Below are 17251 nucleotides of genomic sequence, written 5' to 3'. Positions count from 1 at the left end.
TGAGTTGGAAAATGACTATCCGATTTACCAAGATGCATGGATTAGGCAATGACTTCATCGTTGTAGATGCCGTACGCCAAACTATAGATTTTTCACCAACAACCATTGCCGAACTTGCCAGACGCGATACGGGTATTGGCTTTGATCAATGTTTGATTGTTGAACCTGGCACCGATAGTACAACCGATTTTTTTTATCGCATTTTTAATGCCGACGGCCAAGAGGTTGGTCAATGCGGAAATGGAGCACGATGTCTTGCGCGCTTTCTTCTCCATCAGGGCTTAACCACGAAAAAATTAATTTCTGTTGCAACTTGCACCACCAAGATGCAGTTAATGATCAATGACGATGACACAGTCACTGTGGATATGGGGACTCCTAAATTAAATCCTGCAGATATTCCATTAAGTTTTGAAAATCGTGCTGCTATTTATGATCTGCCACTGCAAAACGGCACCTTGCATTCTGTCCATGCGATTAATGTAGGGAACCCTCACGCGGTGAGTATTGTTAATGATGTTGACAATACTGATGTAGAAAAGCTTGGTAAAGCGATTAGTGAACATAGGCTATTCCCCCAACAAACGAACGCCGGATTTATGCAAATAATCAATAATAATCAGCTGCGACTACGTGTTTATGAACGCGGCTGTGGTGAGACACGAGCTTGTGGTAGTGGAGCAGTTGCTGCCGCTGCAGTAGGCAGACTCTATCATCATCTGGCATCTACAATCCATGTACATTTACCAGGTGGAGAATTAATAGTCGAGTGGCCCGATATTAATGGTTCTATTTATCTAAGGGGACCTGCCAGCTTTGTCTATGAAGGGGTACTGATGCCATGAGAATTGTAATTCTGGGGGCAGGACAAGTAGGTGGAACCCTGGCTCGAAATTTGGCTCGAGAAGACAATGATATTACTCTTGTTGACCTCAATGAAGAACGTCTGCGTGAACTTCAACATCGGCTGGATATTCGTACCGTACATGGTTCTGCGGCACACCCTAATATTTTGATTGAGGCAGGTATTGAGCAGGCTGACATGATCATTGCCGTGACAAATAGCGATGAAATTAACATGATGGGGTGCCAAATTGCTTATAGCTTATTTCGTACTCCTACAAAAATAGCACGCATTCGCTCCCACGATTATTATGAGTATCCGCAATTATTTTGCAATGATCACGTGCCTGTTGATGTATGTATTAGTCCTGAAAAACTTGTTACAGAACATATTGAAAATTTAATTAACTATCCTGGCGTTACACAAATTCTTGAGTTTGCTGAGGGTCAAGCCTTATTAGCCACGATAAAGCCTCAACCTGGTGGAATTATGGTGGGCAAAACCATCCAGCAACTCTATGAGCATCTTCATCCGATTGAAGCCAGGGTTGTAGCGATTTTCCGCGATAAAGTAGCCATTGAACCGGAGCAAAACTGTGTAGTTGGGGTTGGTGATGATGTGCTTTTTATTGCCTCTCCCTCAGCAATTCAACAAGTTTTGATTGCTCTTGGTCGTTATACTCATCCCAACCGACGAATTATGATTGCCGGAGGGGGACACATCGGTTCAAAACTCGCACAAACCTTGGAAGGTAATTACCGTATTAAAGTAATCGATCGTAATTTGTCACGCGCCAGTGAACTTGCATCGCAACTCCACAAAGGAACCGTGTTACAAGGGGATATTGCCGATCGTGATTTATTATTGAATGAAAACATTGAATTTACTGATGTCTTTTGTGCTGTGACGAATGATGATGAAGCCAATATTATGTCTTGTCTGCAAGCTAAGCGATTAGGCGCTCGTCATGCTATTGCACTTGTCAATCGCAATGCCTATGTGGAATTAATTGAAGATAGCAATATTGATCATGCGATTTCCCCGCAATTAATTACTATCGGCAGCATTCTGACTAAACTTCGTCGCGGGAATATGGTGAAAGTCCATCGTTTACAGAATGATGAGGCAGAGGCTATTGAATTAATTACACATGGTGATAATTTGACCTCTCAAGTTGTGGGACGCTCACTTTCGCAAATTGAACTTCCTCCAAGCAGCTTTATTGCCGCGGTCATGCGCGAAGAGAAGTTAATTATGCCCTCACCAGAACTTGTAATGCAATCAGGAGACCATGTAATATTGCTGCTATTAAAAAGACGATATGTTCGACAAATTGAATCGCTCTTCCAAGTTAGCTTGACATTTATGAGCTAAACCATGCAAATCAAAACTATTCTTCGTCTCTTAGGTCTGCTTTTAATGATGTTTAGTGTGAGTATGCTTACTCCACTTATTATTAACTTTATCTTTCATGAGCAATTTTGGTTGCCTTTTGTCGCAGCATTTGCCTGTACATTTACTACAGGTGCTTTCTTGTGGTTAAGCTTTAGAAAACAACACCATGAGCTTAAAATTCGAGATGGTTTTCTCATTGTAGTGCTTTTTTGGTTTGTTCTTTGCCTCTATGCATCCTTACCTTTTATCTTTGCTATTAAGCACCATAACCACAGTATAACGGATGCTTTTTTTGAATCCGTTTCAGGGTTTACCACTACAGGGGCCAGTATCATAAGGCATATAGAAGGACTCCCCCACGCCGTATTATTTTATCGACAGCAGCTGCAATTTTTAGGCGGAATGGGAATTGTTGTGTTAGCGGTAGCTATTTTGCCCATGTTGGGTGTTGGGGGTATGCAGTTATTCAGAGCAGAAACGCCAGGTCCTATGAAAGACAGTAAATTAACACCACGGATTGCTCAGACCGCAAAAGCATTGTGGTCTTTGTATTTACTTTTAACCTTATTCTGCTGGCTTAGTTATTGGGTAGCAGGGATGGATTGGTTTGATGCATTAGGGGAAAGTTTTGCCACCGTTTCTACCGGCGGATTTTCTATGCACGATACGAGTTTTGCCTTTTATCAAAGTGACACGATTGAATTAATTGCATGCTTTTTTATGTTACTAGGAGCAACTAATTTTGCCCTGCATTTTTTAGCGTTAAAGAAAAGAACCCTTTTTCCCTATTGGCATGATGAAGAGCTTCGCTTTTATCTTCTTTTTCTCTTTGGTGCCAGCATACTTATTAGTATTAGCTTAGTGTTTTATGGTTTTTTTGACGCCAATCCCCATGCACTAATAAAAAGTTTGTTTAATGTGATTTCTCTGGCAACAACAACCGGTTTTATGTCAGCCCCCTTTAGTACGTGGCCGACTTATGTCCCTGTGTTTCTTATGATATTGGCGCTTGTAGGGGGCTGTGCGGCATCAACGAGTGGGGGTGTTAAAGTTATTCGTGCTCTTTTAATTTATAAACAGAGCAAGCGAGAAATTGTTCGTCTATTGCATCCCCATGCATTAATACCAATAAAATTTGGCAAACATAGCTTACCCGAACCCATTTTAGAATCTATGTGGGGTTTTCTTTCCGTATTTATTGCGCTCTTTTTGAGTTTAATGATTCTATTTATGGCGTTTGGAAACGACTTTATAACTTCCTTCTCTGCAATTACTGCATCTCTTGCTAATGCAGGTGCTGGCCTTGGAACTATCAGTGAGAACTTTGCAGATCTTAATCAACCCAGTAAATGGTTGTTAATTTTTTCAATGCTTGCTGGTCGCCTGGAAATATTTTCTCTGCTTATTCTATTTTCACCTCATTTTTGGCAAAAATAACGCAGATATTGAAATTTTTTTTCAAATCGTTATGCTGATTGTAACCAACGGATTGGGAAATCTTGATGTGCTTAAACTCTTGGGAGATTAAGGCTATCAAGATCTAACAGGAGTTTGTTATGAGTAATAGTCTTGTGACAGCCTTTCTCACACAGATCGATCTGGTGACAGCACGAAAATTGTTTGCTGAAACTCCTGCTGATTTAACCACGCTGAATTTGATTATTGATAAACTGATTGAGCAGCAAGCTATAGATAAGCTATCTATACTGCTAACTATTCTCAATGAAAATGAACTCGTCGAAAACAGTCTTGAATTAAAAGTCAAAATTAATTTGCACTTATTAATTGAGGCCCTTAACAATTCGAATACTACGAATATCGTTCAATTACTCCAAACATTAAAATCCCTTGTCCCCATTAATAATCAAATCCTTTGGCAAACTATTCTTTCAAGCCTTATCCACTGGATTGAAAATCATCAGCAGCAGGATGATATTTTACTTTTATTACACCATCTTCCACCCCTCCAGCGTGAGCGTTTATACAGCCGACTACTTGAAACAGCTGATGGCAAACCCTTCTGGTTATCTCCTTTGGTAACCTACATTGTGTTTAATCGCCCTTCCAGTGCTTTGAATAAGGAGTTAAATAATCACCTTAGTAAATTGGCAAGCTATGTACTGTTATCCCCTGTTGAACACAACAGTATGAATAATTTAACATTGACGCTTAGTACCGAGCAGCTTGTTAATATCCTTTTTCAACTACGCGCCATTGCAGCAACCTATGCCTCTGATTCTAGAGAAAAGCAACACCATCGTTTTACCGAGCGTCGGCAAATATACCTATCCAAGTATGATGCTCTTGCCACAGCTTTAACTGTAAGAGCAACTCATTCTCAAGCAGAATATGGGCAATTAATTTATAACAACACTGAGCTTGCTAATATTTTGATGATCAAGCGACTGAAAGGACAATTAGCTCCTAATCGTCAAAAAGAGTTAGTCATCGAACTACTTACCCAAAGCACTCAATATGACCGACAAGATCCATTACTAAAGACAGTAGCAACCAACGCCTTCCTGACTGTATTTAGTCAATTATGTCCCAATGAACTAAGTGATTATTTTAAAAAATACTATTCTCAATATGCTAATAAAAACTTGGTTGAAATTATCCGTTTTCTTGATCTTTTCCTTGATAGAGTCCATGACAAAGCCACTATATTAAAGTGTATTAATGACATTGATGATGAAGACAAAATCATCACCATAAACTTTATTACCACGAGTAAATCGCAAAATCGAGACTTGACAGAGGATTGCCTGGAGCGACTCGATGAAAAACAATTGATTAATCTTTGTGGCCACATAGTTGCACTGCGACAAATTATTCAAAATGAACATGAATTACTTTCGGCTACTTACTATCGTGTTTTAGCTAAAAAAATTAGTCAATCGACTATGTCGATGCAGCACCTTTTAGCGTTAGCCAAAAATGTTAGTTTACTTTCCGATACAGTTATTAATGAGTCTATCACCCATTTATCACATCACTTTAAAAGCAATAGTATGTTACGTTATCAGTGGCTAACGGCTTTATTTCTAGCGGGCATTAATAAAGCAACACTTTTACAACCTACCTATGACTTATTGAAACTGCTAAAAATGCCTGAGCAATTAGCTTTACTCCGCGATTTCTCCAGTGAAGAGCTGCTGGCGTTATATCAGCATATGTTGCGTTGCAATGCGGCAAAAGAAGAGTTTAATTGCTTGGCTGAATTGCTCAAAGAAACCTCTCGGCAACCCTTATTGTTGTATCTACTTTTAAATGCACCCTTACGCGCGGATTTCCTTGATAATTTAATGCCCTTTATCGATGATAAAAATTTAATTACACTGATTGATCAATTCATTGACAAGATAGAAGAAAACAAAGACTGCAAAGTCACATTCGATGAAATTCTGAAGCATTTCTGCCAGCGCTTACAAACGACAACCGATGCACGCTCGCCATTACATCATTGGGTCGATGGATGCCAGCAATCACCCAAAATAGCGTTTTATTTACTCAACAATCCTACTTGCTTTTATCTTTTAGCGTCTCGCTCATCAATATTCCAAGATTTTACACCCACTGTTTTACAAGGATACCTCGTAAGTGATGCTGCAGCTGATTTGAAATTAAGAGCCAATCGTGTTTTAAACCTTACCCCATTAACTAAAGACAGTGCCGAAAATGTTGCCCTTCATTTATTAAGTCAATTTCAAACTACTCCTAAAAAGTTACAAACCCTTTTTAGTAATCTGGAAGCTGCACAACAGAGCCTGGATAGTGAAGGGAGAAAAAGTTATTGTTTGTTAAAAGAGGCCTGCTGGCATTTATTGAATCCCAAAGCGTCCTCTTACGAGGATAAACGCTGTGTTGCATTCCTCACAACACAGCTAGGTTTACCGCATTGTTTCGATCCTCTTTTGGTGCGGCTTGCTGTCAATATTAGTCAAGGCGAGGATGCTCACCTTAGTGCACAATACTTAGTACAAATTGAAGCAACTGCTCTCGAGCACATAGCCCCTGAGTCACTGGCGCTTATTTTGACCAAATCAATACAGGAAAAGAACTTAACTAATTGGCAAAAAGTAATCACTTATTTAAACAGCAGAGACATTGATCAAAACTTATACCTGGTAAAAAATTTAATTCTACATATCAAAAACAGTACTAATCCATTTTTGACAGCTCAAGCCATGCAATTTATTACACGCCTGGATAACTTCGAAAAACTCCTTCCTCAATTCAATCAAGATGAACTGCAATGGTTTTTTAGCGAATGTAATAATCCAGCCTACGTTGGAAAATTGACTCACTGGTTTCAATTACTAGTCAATGAAGCATCCTTTGAGAAATTAAACTATAGCTCCTTGCTTGTCTTGCTACCATTAAGTCAGCCTATTCTTGAATCCATTTACAAGCATGAGGCTTTGAAACCACATTTGCAGACTCTTTTTTTGCAATTGGCTAGTCTCAATGCCAAACCTGTACATTTTATAATGCTCTTTAATGAATTATCTAAAGATACCAGTCAACAAAAACGGGAGTTCATTACAAAAACACAACTGTTAACTCATGCTGAGTCAATAGAGCCTAGTGCTTTATTTGTGATCAATATGCTGCTACTCACATTAGACTATTTAAACCCAGACACTTTAGAGGATATCCATTTAGTGTTGCAGCACTTACAACTGATTACCAAGCTTAGTAAACTTCAGGAAAAAGCAGAGTACAGCAATCTTTCACATGAGTTTCAACAACTAATACTAAATACCTTCTCCTACCTTATTGAACAAAATAGTCGTTGGCCCAGTCGATTATTAGTCAGCCAGGAATTTGCTCAAATTGCATTGGTTTGGATAAATAAAGTAGATACAAAAACCATCGAACGTCACCCTTTTACAAAAATCCTCTTACAACATGCACACCTAAAATTTCATGAAACTCTGACTCAAGAAACTCGCTTTCAAGAGTTTATTAAGCAACTTTTAGCCCATCCTCCAGAAACAATGAATGAGGATCAATTTGCATTCCTTTTTGAAAAACTATCCGCCGAAAATCAAAAAGCACTCGCTTATAATTTGTTACAACAGCCTACATTAGGGGATGTTCAATGGTCTTCTTTGATGATACTGGCACAGGCCTTGCCAGCCACAACACTTTATTCTATCTATGCTCAAAGCAAAACACGATTTGTTTTTGTCGATTTACTAGCTCGCCATCATTCAGGATTGACCCTTCTCAGCAACTCGCAAAAAAATACACTGATTGCTGATATTACGTCCGGAAAACAGATACTACGCATTTTAGACAGTTATAGCTCTGGTAAAACAAAAATAAGTTTTGTTGAGGCTATTTTTAATTACCTTGAGACTCAAAGCATCCCACTTACTACCTGGCTTGAGTCCATGAATGTTGATAGTCAAACACTTGCAGCATTTGCCAATTACACGACCAACGAAAAGAATAAACAAAAACTGGGTGCGATAATTAAGGAAAATCATTATTACGAGCGCAGAATTAATGAGTTTTTGCAAAATCCTGCTATGGACTTGCCCTTAGAACCGGGAGGATTATTATTTTCTTTATTTACGCAAACGGCACTTAATCCCTGGAAGGGTTGGTTATGTCAGTTTAAATTATTACCCAAACTCCCCACTGACGTTTTAAGAGAGGTTGTACAGAATCATTTTGAATTATTCGAACAACTTAACCAACTGATCTTTTTTCTTGAACCGCTCAATTTATGTCAAGAAGTTGCTCCCCAAATGTTGCAGAGTGCGCGTTGGTTTCAATCATTACCTTTATTAACGGGCGTCTTAAAGAGTATCTCTCTGTGTCGCTCTAATAATTCAGAGTTTAGAGATGTCGTCTCTCCCACTGCATTGTATCAGCAAATTGTTTTACCGCTTTTTCAAGAGTCTTATTCGTCTTTAGAGATCCCCTTTGATTCACTTTACAATTTGCTTATAGACTACTCACAAACCGTTGCACCACTGTTTCCTGCTCATGCCCAAACAATGCGGAGTTATCTACTTAATTATCAGCATCATCTACAAGTCATTGAAAATTATTCTGCTCCTAAGCTGATACAGCTGTTTAGGCCAGACTCGTATTTTGGCAAAATAAAGAATGGTCAACTTCACAATCTTCAAAAAACAGAAATTGAATTTCTAAGCACTGCAGGTCAGCACCACAAAGAATGGATTTCTGCCAAGCAACTTTCCCCGGCAGTGCTTTTTGCTCAGTTACTAACGACTTTATTGCAAGTCCCTGAAGTATTTCATGACCAGGAATTTAGACAATGGCTATTAAACCATTGTCTATTTTCGCCTATAGCAGAATTTTTGAGTGAAAATCTGTTACAGTCGTTACTTAGTCATTACCCTGCCAAAGAGTTTGAGGAAGAGCTTGCCAACATTTATCAGAATTTAAGGAAAATTGGTTCAGCCCTTGATATCGTAAAGAAATCAAATACCTATTCGACATTTTCTGAGGTGATTACAACCTTATATTCTCAATCCATAGAGGCTTTGACACTCGAAGTAGAAGTAACAACTTTTGCTCACCTCCCTCACTTATCCAATCTCTTGGGAATGCTTTTGCAAGCCAAAAAAACGCATTTATCGCAGCAACAAGTTGAGGCGTTATTACTCCCAACAAAATATAGTAATCACATGGATTTGGATTGGTTTCATATGGAGAGGGGGAAGCTTAGTAATATTGAAGATGAACTAATAGAGCGCTGTCGTAAATTAGCCATTTGGGGATTTAGTGCCAATAATGATAGCCAGAATTTAGCGCGATTAACCGCAATATCGCGTTCATTTATAAAAGATAGTTTAGAAAGTCTTGCGTATATTTTTAACGCGTATCAACCCCTTGTTTTTGATTCAAAACAAATTCTGACAGTCAATAAACTAATACATCTCATCGATGGAATTTATGCAGACCCGCAAAAAAGTTCCACCTTGCTAAAATGCTTAAATCCTGCTTTTTTAAAAGACCTCACCTGCTTCATGCTGAAAAACCCAAAAACTCATGAGAGTTTATTACGTAAAATTATTTATGCAGGTTTTGGTAAACTCTGCCAGAGTCTTATCGATATAGAACTTAATAGTGAATGGAAGATTAAACGAATTGATGAGAGTCAAAGTGAATTTATTGAGCAACTCTCTCCTGTACAGTTTGCCAATTTAACAAAAGAAAACTGTGAAAAAATTCTTATTCTGCAACATTTTCTTTTTACCATTAAAGCCCCCGCTGACTTTGAAGGCTGGCATCCTGGTGAGGAGCACGGACGAAATTATGCCCTTTTTTGTGCGGATGCCGCTCTCTACAAGAGCCTTCTTCATTTACAAAATGTAATTACCCAATCTGAGCTTCCCAATGATCTCGCCATACAAGCCCAGCAAAATCTGGAATATTGCTTTCACACTCTTACTCTAGAAACGAAAATCATCTCTTACAATACCGTCATGGAAAAATTTCATAAGGAAGTAAATACGAAACAGCCTGGTGTTTATTTTCATTGGTTGCGTCTATTTTCCTTTTTAATTGAAGACAGCGAGCGATTAATTTCTTCGTTTTTAAGTTGGTTATTGCAAACAGACGACCTTGATTTAGAAAAACAGCCCTTCCTGGAAAAATTATTACTGCATATTTTAAATCATGATCTGTTCGATGCATTGTGCAAACGACTCTCACAGATAGAAGGATTAACTAGCACCAAAGCAAATTGGCTTTTTGCACACATGGCAAAATTGCAGGCTAGTGCAGCTCATTTTATCCCTAATATAGTGCTTGCATTTTCTTGGGATTGGCTGAAAGACCATCTACAAAACTCCACAACAGAGCAGTTGATCTTACTTGATACTGCATTACATCAAGAGCAACATATAGCTGCAATCACCGCAAATACGAATACGAAATTAGCACTAATCTCAATTCTTGATAAGTGTCAATTTGTGGCTAATGACTTAATCAATTTACAAAAAAATATCGATAATAAAACTATTAAGTCTCTAATTAGTGCTCATTTGTTAGGACGCAAAGATTATATTGAAAAATTACAGGGTGAGTCGTTTCTCTCTCAATTGTCCACCGCGGTAAAATCTATTGCGCCACGATTACACCCTCTTGCAAAACATATGCATCTGGCGCAGCTTCCCTCGGATGCGTTAAAACAACTACATCCGGAAGCGGCAGCAACATTATTTTGTTCCATTAAAGATTTTCATCACCTCAATGAAACTTATGCTGAACCCTTTTTACACCTAATAGGTGAACACGATGAGGTGTTTATTAAATATTGGCTCACTTATTTTGGTACTCTTCCAAACAGTGAGACACCCTTAATTACTCTAGCAAACATTCGCACTAAAAAATTTATCACTGCGCTTACCAATCTTGCTGATGAGAAAAAGCGCGCCATTCTCTCTCTGTTAGTTAAGCATCAGGATAAACTTGGCTTGACAACCCTTCAGCAACTCACTCCTTTATGTGAGGAAGCTCATCTGAATTATGCGGTATATCTTTACCTCTATAAAGGTCAAGCAGAAGCTGTTTCAATTCAATTTATCCTTGACTTAACAGACAAGCTTCTTGAAAAAAAAGCTGCATTTTCTTCACAAACTATCCAGTTGCTTATGAGACTTAGTGAGGGTACTGCCTTTAGTGCACTACGTGGAAAACTGGGCAGAGCGACGAGTGATTACTTACGTAGCAGTGCTTTATTTGCTGATTGCTCCCTATTTTATGATGAGGGTCACTTAAATATTAAGCGAATGCAAAAGCTAGTTCCTCTGCATTCAAGTCAGACAACAACGGACACGCAACACAGCTTTCTTCAGGTTTTTACAAAATCATTTAAAAGTATGTTCATTGGAGCTGTCGAGACAACTTCCTTGCAATTAAACGATTTGGCAGTGAATCCGTTAATCGACTTAATTATGAAAAAAACCGGTAAATTGCAATCCTTTGATTATTTTTTAATTCATTACCAGGGGAAACTGGAGCCCCTACAGCGTTGTTTCAATGATTATCTTGATCATTTAGCTGAATCTCACATATCAACAAAAAAGGAACGGCTTCAAACACTTGCATGGCTGCTCACCCGGACAGAAATGAAGTTAGAGATTAGAGAAATACTGTTCAATGGTTTGCTTTCCCATCCTCAATTATTTAGTGAAGAAGTCAGTGCCGCGTTACTACTTTTTGATTGTAAACAAAGTATTCTTCGTTTTGGTATGAGCGGTGATTATAAAACCGTAATAAATTTATGCAAATTGGGTTTAACCTTCCTGGAAACTGGTTCTGAGAATAAAAAAATTGCTGAACGGGCGTTACAAGAAGCTCAATTTGAATCGTCCATACATTCAACTCAAGGATTTTTAGCAGAGTTTCGAGTTTGGATTAAACGTAGCTTTTTTTATGGTTGGGAAACTTGGTGGGAACCTAAAAAACCTCACTATGTTTTACTTTATGATTCCCAACGCCAAATATCTTCTCCGACAATAATTTTCCAAAAACTAAGCACCACGGATACAGTTGATTCTGACTATGTCGAGGAAAAATCACAACCTCGCGAAAATCTTGAAACGATTCTTGCCCGCATTGATGACAACAATCTCACTATTCCAGTACTTATCACAGTAGTAAATGCCTTGGCTATTTATGATTGGCAAAAACCTGTTCTTACAGAAATAGACACAAGAAAAGAGGTGGATGATTTATTTACAATGATATGGCAACGTAGTAAATGGGATCAAAGCCTGGCGACATGGCTGAGCCAGCACTTTGAACCTTTTCTCAATAATCGACGACGTTTAATTGGTCTTTATCTACAAAACAATCAACAGGAAAAATTAACATCGCTGTTGTTAACTGCAGCAACAGGACCTGGTCTGTTTCATGATGTCGCAAAACTTTTACTGGAAGCGCAAGAACCTGAGCTTGTCCCCAATCAAATTGAACCCCCTCCTTGTGCAGCAAACTCCGTCTCGATATTGAATAAGGTAACCAGTAGGATTTCATCCTTATCCTCTTATTTTTGGACCACCCAGGCTAACACTACCGATACCCCAGAAGCCGCAGCCCCTCCTCCACAACAATCGTGGTTTTTCAATTTATTTGGACGATGAAAAAAAGAACAACAAACTTCCTCGGAGGGAGCTAGCTCCCCTCGGGGTGTGTAGAGTTTGAATCAACTTGACATGCTATTTTTGTTTTAGAAATAAACTCTATAAAGCAAGTACAGGCCAATAAGTAACAAAATCACTGCAGTAACCAGCAGATAAGTCGGATTAGCTAACCACCATTGTCCAGCCTTTTGTGAAAACTCAGGCACCATTAATCTTAAAATGCCGACAATAAGCGTTAGCCATCCAATAATAGTAATAATTACCGGCCAACCCATAACCCAAACATTATGACTTATTACTAACAACAAGCCCAGAATAATGGTGATGGTGGCAATAAAAACTAATAATGCCCGTTGTACTAAAATATCCCCCATTACTGCTTTTAAATGCTCTTGACGAAACAGGGTATAAAGACTAACTATGATCAAATACCACCCAATTACCTGGGCTAAAAAAATCGTGATGTCCATGATTTTGCCCCCTAAAAAAACACCTACCCCTAAGGTCGTTGACAACTCACCTAAAATGTAAATCAACTTACCCTACTTTAAGTATAATCCTTGGCTACAATTTACTCGTCGAAGTTGATACTAAAAAAGCATTTTTATCCGTATCGAGTCTTAACCTGGTATATTCTTTGGTCGTAAAAAGAGAATGACCAGTAGTTACTGCATTGAGCGGGCGCCTTTGTACTCTGAACTTGCCAAGAATGCTGATAGCTGCTGAATTTGAGACGTTCTCAGCAAGAGTCAGTGCATCCTCACCATTTTTATCAACCAGTGTTAGACTAGCACCGGCATCTAGTAACTCCTTAAACAGCACAGTATTGGTATGAGTATAAGGTGATTGACATGCTAACATTAAAGGAGTGCGCCCATCTTTATTCCTGGCATCAATCATAACGTCGTCACAAGCAAGAAAAATTCTAACCAAGTCTAAATAGCCATAGTCACAGGCCATTGCCAGCGGTGTTAATTTCTCACTACCACACGGATAATTAATTTTAAATCCGCGTGCTTTAATTAATAAATTTATAACCGATTTTTGATTATTACCGATTGCATAAGAAACAGCATCACTAATTTGTGCAGGACTCAAATAATCAAAATTATTATGCAAATTTAATATTTGTCGCACCGTTCTTTCTTCACCATTTTGCGCACTGATGGCTAAAAAACCAACTTCTCTGCTATTTTTATAGGGGACCTGTTCGCGAAAAACGGGATAAATATCGTTTAATTGTTGAAGACGTCTTTTTAATTCAAGAGAGGGATGAGCAGCGATAAAATCTGTATTAAAAATGAGTCTTTGTTTATCCGAAAAACTTTCACTAAGTTGAGCGACAAGACCTTCATGATTCAAGATTAGGTATGGATATTCATCATTTTGTCGATAAAGCTTGTTAATATCAATAAATAACCAATGCGTATCTAATTTCTTAAGCCCTACAGCATGATTCTCACAACTCAATACCATGGACACCTTATCTGTCATTTTTAGTAATTGATGCAGTTGCGTGAAATAATCAATGGCATCTTCGCTGGTATCAAGCGCCACTGTTTTTAAAAGAAAACGCTTCACATGATTATTTCTCGCCAATTTATGACGAATTAACGATAAAATAGTATCAATATTGGTTTGGTTCAGTCGTTTCGCATAAACATCATCATACTCTTCTGGACTTTGAGCAAGACAAACAGACTCAAAAAAAGACTGGACATCTAAGAGTTGATCTTCATACCAATTAATGGCCTCTTTACTCTTTATTTTTAAATTAATACGCTCTATTTTAGAAGTGATATGATGCTTGTGCTGTCTAATTAAATTTAATCGCTGATAAAAACTCTGATCATTATCAAGTGCTGCATCCTGAGCCCAAGTCACTGTAAAGCCAAAGCAAACACCATCATCATGAACATAATCAAAATAATCTAATAGTGAGAGTATATCGCTGTGTTTTAAATATTTACTGTTGGTGGTCAAACTCTCCGAATTGGTAACCAAGAGTCGCTTAACCACAATGATTGTCGCTACCATCAATAACAAATAGACGACGTATATCATCTTACTTGTCCTCATCAAACTTTAGAAAACAACCCACACATGATTAGGCAGCATGGAAAATAAAATGCCAGCTTTTTATGCCAACTGTGAGCCAATAGTCTCTTTATAAGTAGTTTCAGGACTACAAGAATCAATAAATTTTGAAACGACAGTAGTACCCGTACGCGTTGTTAGATGAGCCAAAGTATAGGGTAACGAAATAACACCAAGAAGAGCACAACAAGGAAATAGTATCGCTGTTACACAAGCAACCATACCACAAAAATTACCAATGTCTCGTACTTCGCGTGCAAATTTAGACTTTCCAACTACACTGGCAACACCTGCAGTTAAATACGATGCAGCGCAAACAACAGCAGTTAATGCAGCAATAACTCCGGCAACTGCTGTGCCCAATGCTAGTGCAAATGGGGCATACAGCGGTGCACTTAAACTAAGTGCAATATCTTTACCACTGCTATAAGGCGCAAAAAAGCTGGGGACTTTCTTGTTATAAAGATCTTTTGATTCATTCCAAATGACATCTAATGCTTTAACAACAAAATTTTCACTTGCCATAGTTATCCCCATAAATATCATCCCTGTTAAATCATATTAAACCAAATCTTCCTCCAATGTTAACCATTTTTTACCAAGCACTTCCTGTCTGATGTCTTGTATATGATTGCCATTATCAACAAATATTACGGTAGGTTGATGTTGGTGGCAGACTTCGTTGGGTAATTGAATAAATGAGGCAATAATAATTATATCCCCTGGGGTTACCAGATGAGCAGCCGCACCATTGACACAGATGTCACTTGAGTTTTTTTCACCCGTAATCGCATAGGTTTCAAAGCGAGTCCCTGCGGTCACATTCCATACATTAACCGCCTCATTGGGTAAAATATTTGCAGCAATAAGCAATTCAGGGGAAATCGTAATACTTCCTTCATAATCAAGATCCGCCTGAGTCACTCGAGCACGATGGATTTTTGATTTCAGCATTTTTCTATAAAACATGGCATCACCCTGAAAATTAAATAGCTTGAGATAATTTGAATTCAAATTGAAGAGAAAATGATACCACAGAGCGCATTTTGCAAACAGCTTGCTTGTTTTGTGTGAGCAGTCCACTGAAAAAAGTAGATTGCTACAACGATTAATGCCTTGAAATTTCTTCCAAAGTTTCACCTTTGAGCTCATCTTCAGGGAAATTTGTAGCAATATCACCCAAAGAGAGCACACCAGCTAATTTTTTATTTTTATTTAATACAATCAAACGGCGAATTTGATTGTCTTTCATATATTTGGAAGCTTTCCTGATATCATTCGTTTCAAAACAATAGAAAACCCCTTGGTGCATGACATTTTCTATAGGGGGTATCGAGTCCTTTACCTGCAGCAAGCCCACCAATCACAAGAGCTCTATCAGTAACAGTACCAATAGCTTATCAGTAGCTTTATCACCTATCGGTAAAAAACCTACATCCAATTCTCGCATTTTTTTAGCAGCGTCGCTCAGTGTGCTGGTCCCTAGTAAATATTCAGGATTTGGAGTCATGATTTCTTTTACGTCCATGATGCACTCCTTAAACTTGCGATGTCTATTAATTACCGCTTCATGGTCAATTTTAATCAACATACCGGCATTTTTAGCCCATGCAAAGAATGACCTTATAACTTTGAATATAACAACTTTTGAACAGAAGTGACAAAGAGGGATGCTTTGCTGTTTTATGAGGGGATAATAATACCTTTGATGCTTAAAGCATCAAAGGTATTAAAATACCATCAAAGAAATGATGTAGGACCTTCTTTTCTTTCTTCAGCTTCACGCTTCTCTTGTTGTTCTTGTTGTTCAAAAGTATTTATTTTTTGAGTTAGGTCCGTACTTAAAGCTTTCGCCTTAACTACAGTTTCGGTGTCAGTTTTCCAAAAAGAATTGGGATTTGTAGTAACCAAACCGATGAACCAATTCGCTACCTGCTTTAAAAGCTTCAATGCTACTAGATAAGACTCTGGCTCTTTTGATAGATTACCTTTTAAGGCTGTATCTACTAAAGTTTCTAAATTCTTTAGAAAAGATTCCTGAACTTTTTTATCGAAAGGATTCTCAAGTAATTTGTTCGCTTCCTGATCTAAGTTTGAATGTAAACGCAGAGCAGCATTGCGAATATCTGCTTTTCTACTTTCCCCTTTGGTTTCCGGTAAAGCAACATTCACGTAGTCTTTAAACTCTTTAAGTAAATCTTTTAGCTCACCGCTTAATTTATCAATTTTTGCAACACGCTTTTCCTCAGCGATACGTCTCTTCTCTTCCTCTGCGCGTCTTTCCCTAATTTCTCTTTCTAGCTTTGCAACTTTTTCTTCCTGAGCCGATTGCTTGCTAGCTTTAACTTCAAGTACAGCTTCTAGAGCGGATCCTTTCTTTGCTGATACAGTTTCAGCTACCACTGGTTTTCTAATTTGCTTCTCCTCAAGTTCCGCTTCTAAATTTTCCTTCCAATCTTTAAAGTACTCAAAAATTGGTCTTAAATTTTCTTGTGAAAATTGAGCGAGCTCTTGTACATTCTCACCTTTGACCGCAGAAAGATTCCCTACTTCTTTAAGATACTTTGTCTTAGCCTCATCTAATAAGTTTATAGCTTCAGGTAAATTACCTGCTGTATAAAGCTCTATCACTTGTGCGTCAATGTTTAGTAATTCTTTTTTTAATGCTTTTAATTGCTCTAATTTGGATGGCTTCTCTGTTCTAGTTCTGGACATAATGTTTTCCTCTATTTGGGGTCTAATCGTAATTTTAGCTAATAAAGCTTAAGCCAAGATGATGAAT

At 38.1% G+C, this 17251-nt stretch carries 11 protein-coding genes; 4 read left to right on the top strand and 7 right to left on the bottom strand.

The features are described 5' to 3' along the window. Positions 1-11 precede the first annotated feature (11 nt). From dapF to LHA_RS01775, 4 genes are all read left to right on the top strand, one after another. Complete coding sequence (gene dapF, locus LHA_RS01790; RefSeq protein WP_045105018.1) at positions 12-845, top strand: diaminopimelate epimerase; 834 nt, start codon at positions 12-14, stop codon at positions 843-845. Beyond that, positions 842-2218 (top strand): Trk system potassium transporter TrkA, encoded by a 1377-nt coding sequence (gene trkA / locus LHA_RS01785; RefSeq protein ID WP_045105017.1) that lies wholly within the window; start codon positions 842-844, stop codon positions 2216-2218. Before dapF ends, trkA begins: the two co-directional genes overlap by 4 nt. A 3-nt stretch (positions 2219-2221) precedes the next feature. After that, on the top strand, positions 2222-3676 hold the full coding sequence (locus tag LHA_RS01780; protein WP_045105016.1) for a TrkH family potassium uptake protein: 1455 nt from the start codon (positions 2222-2224) through the stop codon (positions 3674-3676). Positions 3677-3795: 119 nt separating this feature from the next. Next, a complete protein-coding gene (locus tag LHA_RS01775; RefSeq protein ID WP_045105015.1) occupies positions 3796-12372 on the top strand; it encodes a hypothetical protein in 8577 nt (2858 codons plus the stop codon). Positions 12373-12458: 86 nt separating this feature from the next. Here the strand turns inward: LHA_RS01775 and LHA_RS01770 are convergent, their stop codons facing one another. From LHA_RS01770 to LHA_RS01745, 7 genes are all read right to left on the bottom strand, one after another. Then, a complete protein-coding gene (locus tag LHA_RS01770) occupies positions 12459-12908 on the bottom strand; it encodes a hypothetical protein (RefSeq protein WP_231861961.1) in 450 nt (149 codons plus the stop codon). A 28-nt stretch (positions 12909-12936) separates the two neighbouring features. Next, complete coding sequence (gene ankG, locus LHA_RS01765; protein ID WP_058393138.1) at positions 12937-14436, bottom strand: Dot/Icm T4SS effector AnkG/AnkZ/LegA7; 1500 nt, start codon at positions 14434-14436, stop codon at positions 12937-12939. Between the two features lie 75 nt (positions 14437-14511). Next, positions 14512-14994: a hypothetical protein gene (locus LHA_RS01760; protein ID WP_045105013.1), complete on the bottom strand. Its 483-nt coding sequence runs from the start codon at positions 14992-14994 to the stop codon at positions 14512-14514. Between the two features lie 36 nt (positions 14995-15030). Further along, positions 15031-15438, bottom strand: coding sequence for an aspartate 1-decarboxylase (panD, locus tag LHA_RS01755; RefSeq protein ID WP_045107333.1), 408 nt, complete (start codon positions 15436-15438; stop codon positions 15031-15033). 139 nt (positions 15439-15577) lie between these two features. Then, complete coding sequence (locus tag LHA_RS16435) at positions 15578-15781, bottom strand: CBS domain-containing protein (RefSeq protein WP_052673551.1); 204 nt, start codon at positions 15779-15781, stop codon at positions 15578-15580. Positions 15782-15832: 51 nt separating this feature from the next. Further along, positions 15833-15997, bottom strand: coding sequence for a CBS domain-containing protein (locus LHA_RS16870; protein ID WP_147292381.1), 165 nt, complete (start codon positions 15995-15997; stop codon positions 15833-15835). A gap of 212 nt (positions 15998-16209) precedes the next feature. After that, on the bottom strand, positions 16210-17100 hold the full coding sequence (locus LHA_RS01745; RefSeq protein WP_147292380.1) for a hypothetical protein: 891 nt from the start codon (positions 17098-17100) through the stop codon (positions 16210-16212). Positions 17101-17251: the final 151 nt, after the last annotated feature.

Origin of the sequence: Legionella hackeliae, assembly GCF_000953655.1 — a bacterium.
Lineage (GTDB): Bacteria > Pseudomonadota > Gammaproteobacteria > Legionellales > Legionellaceae > Tatlockia > Tatlockia hackeliae.
Note: the sequence above shows the minus strand (reverse complement) of the source record. Positions and strands in the feature narration are given on the sequence as shown.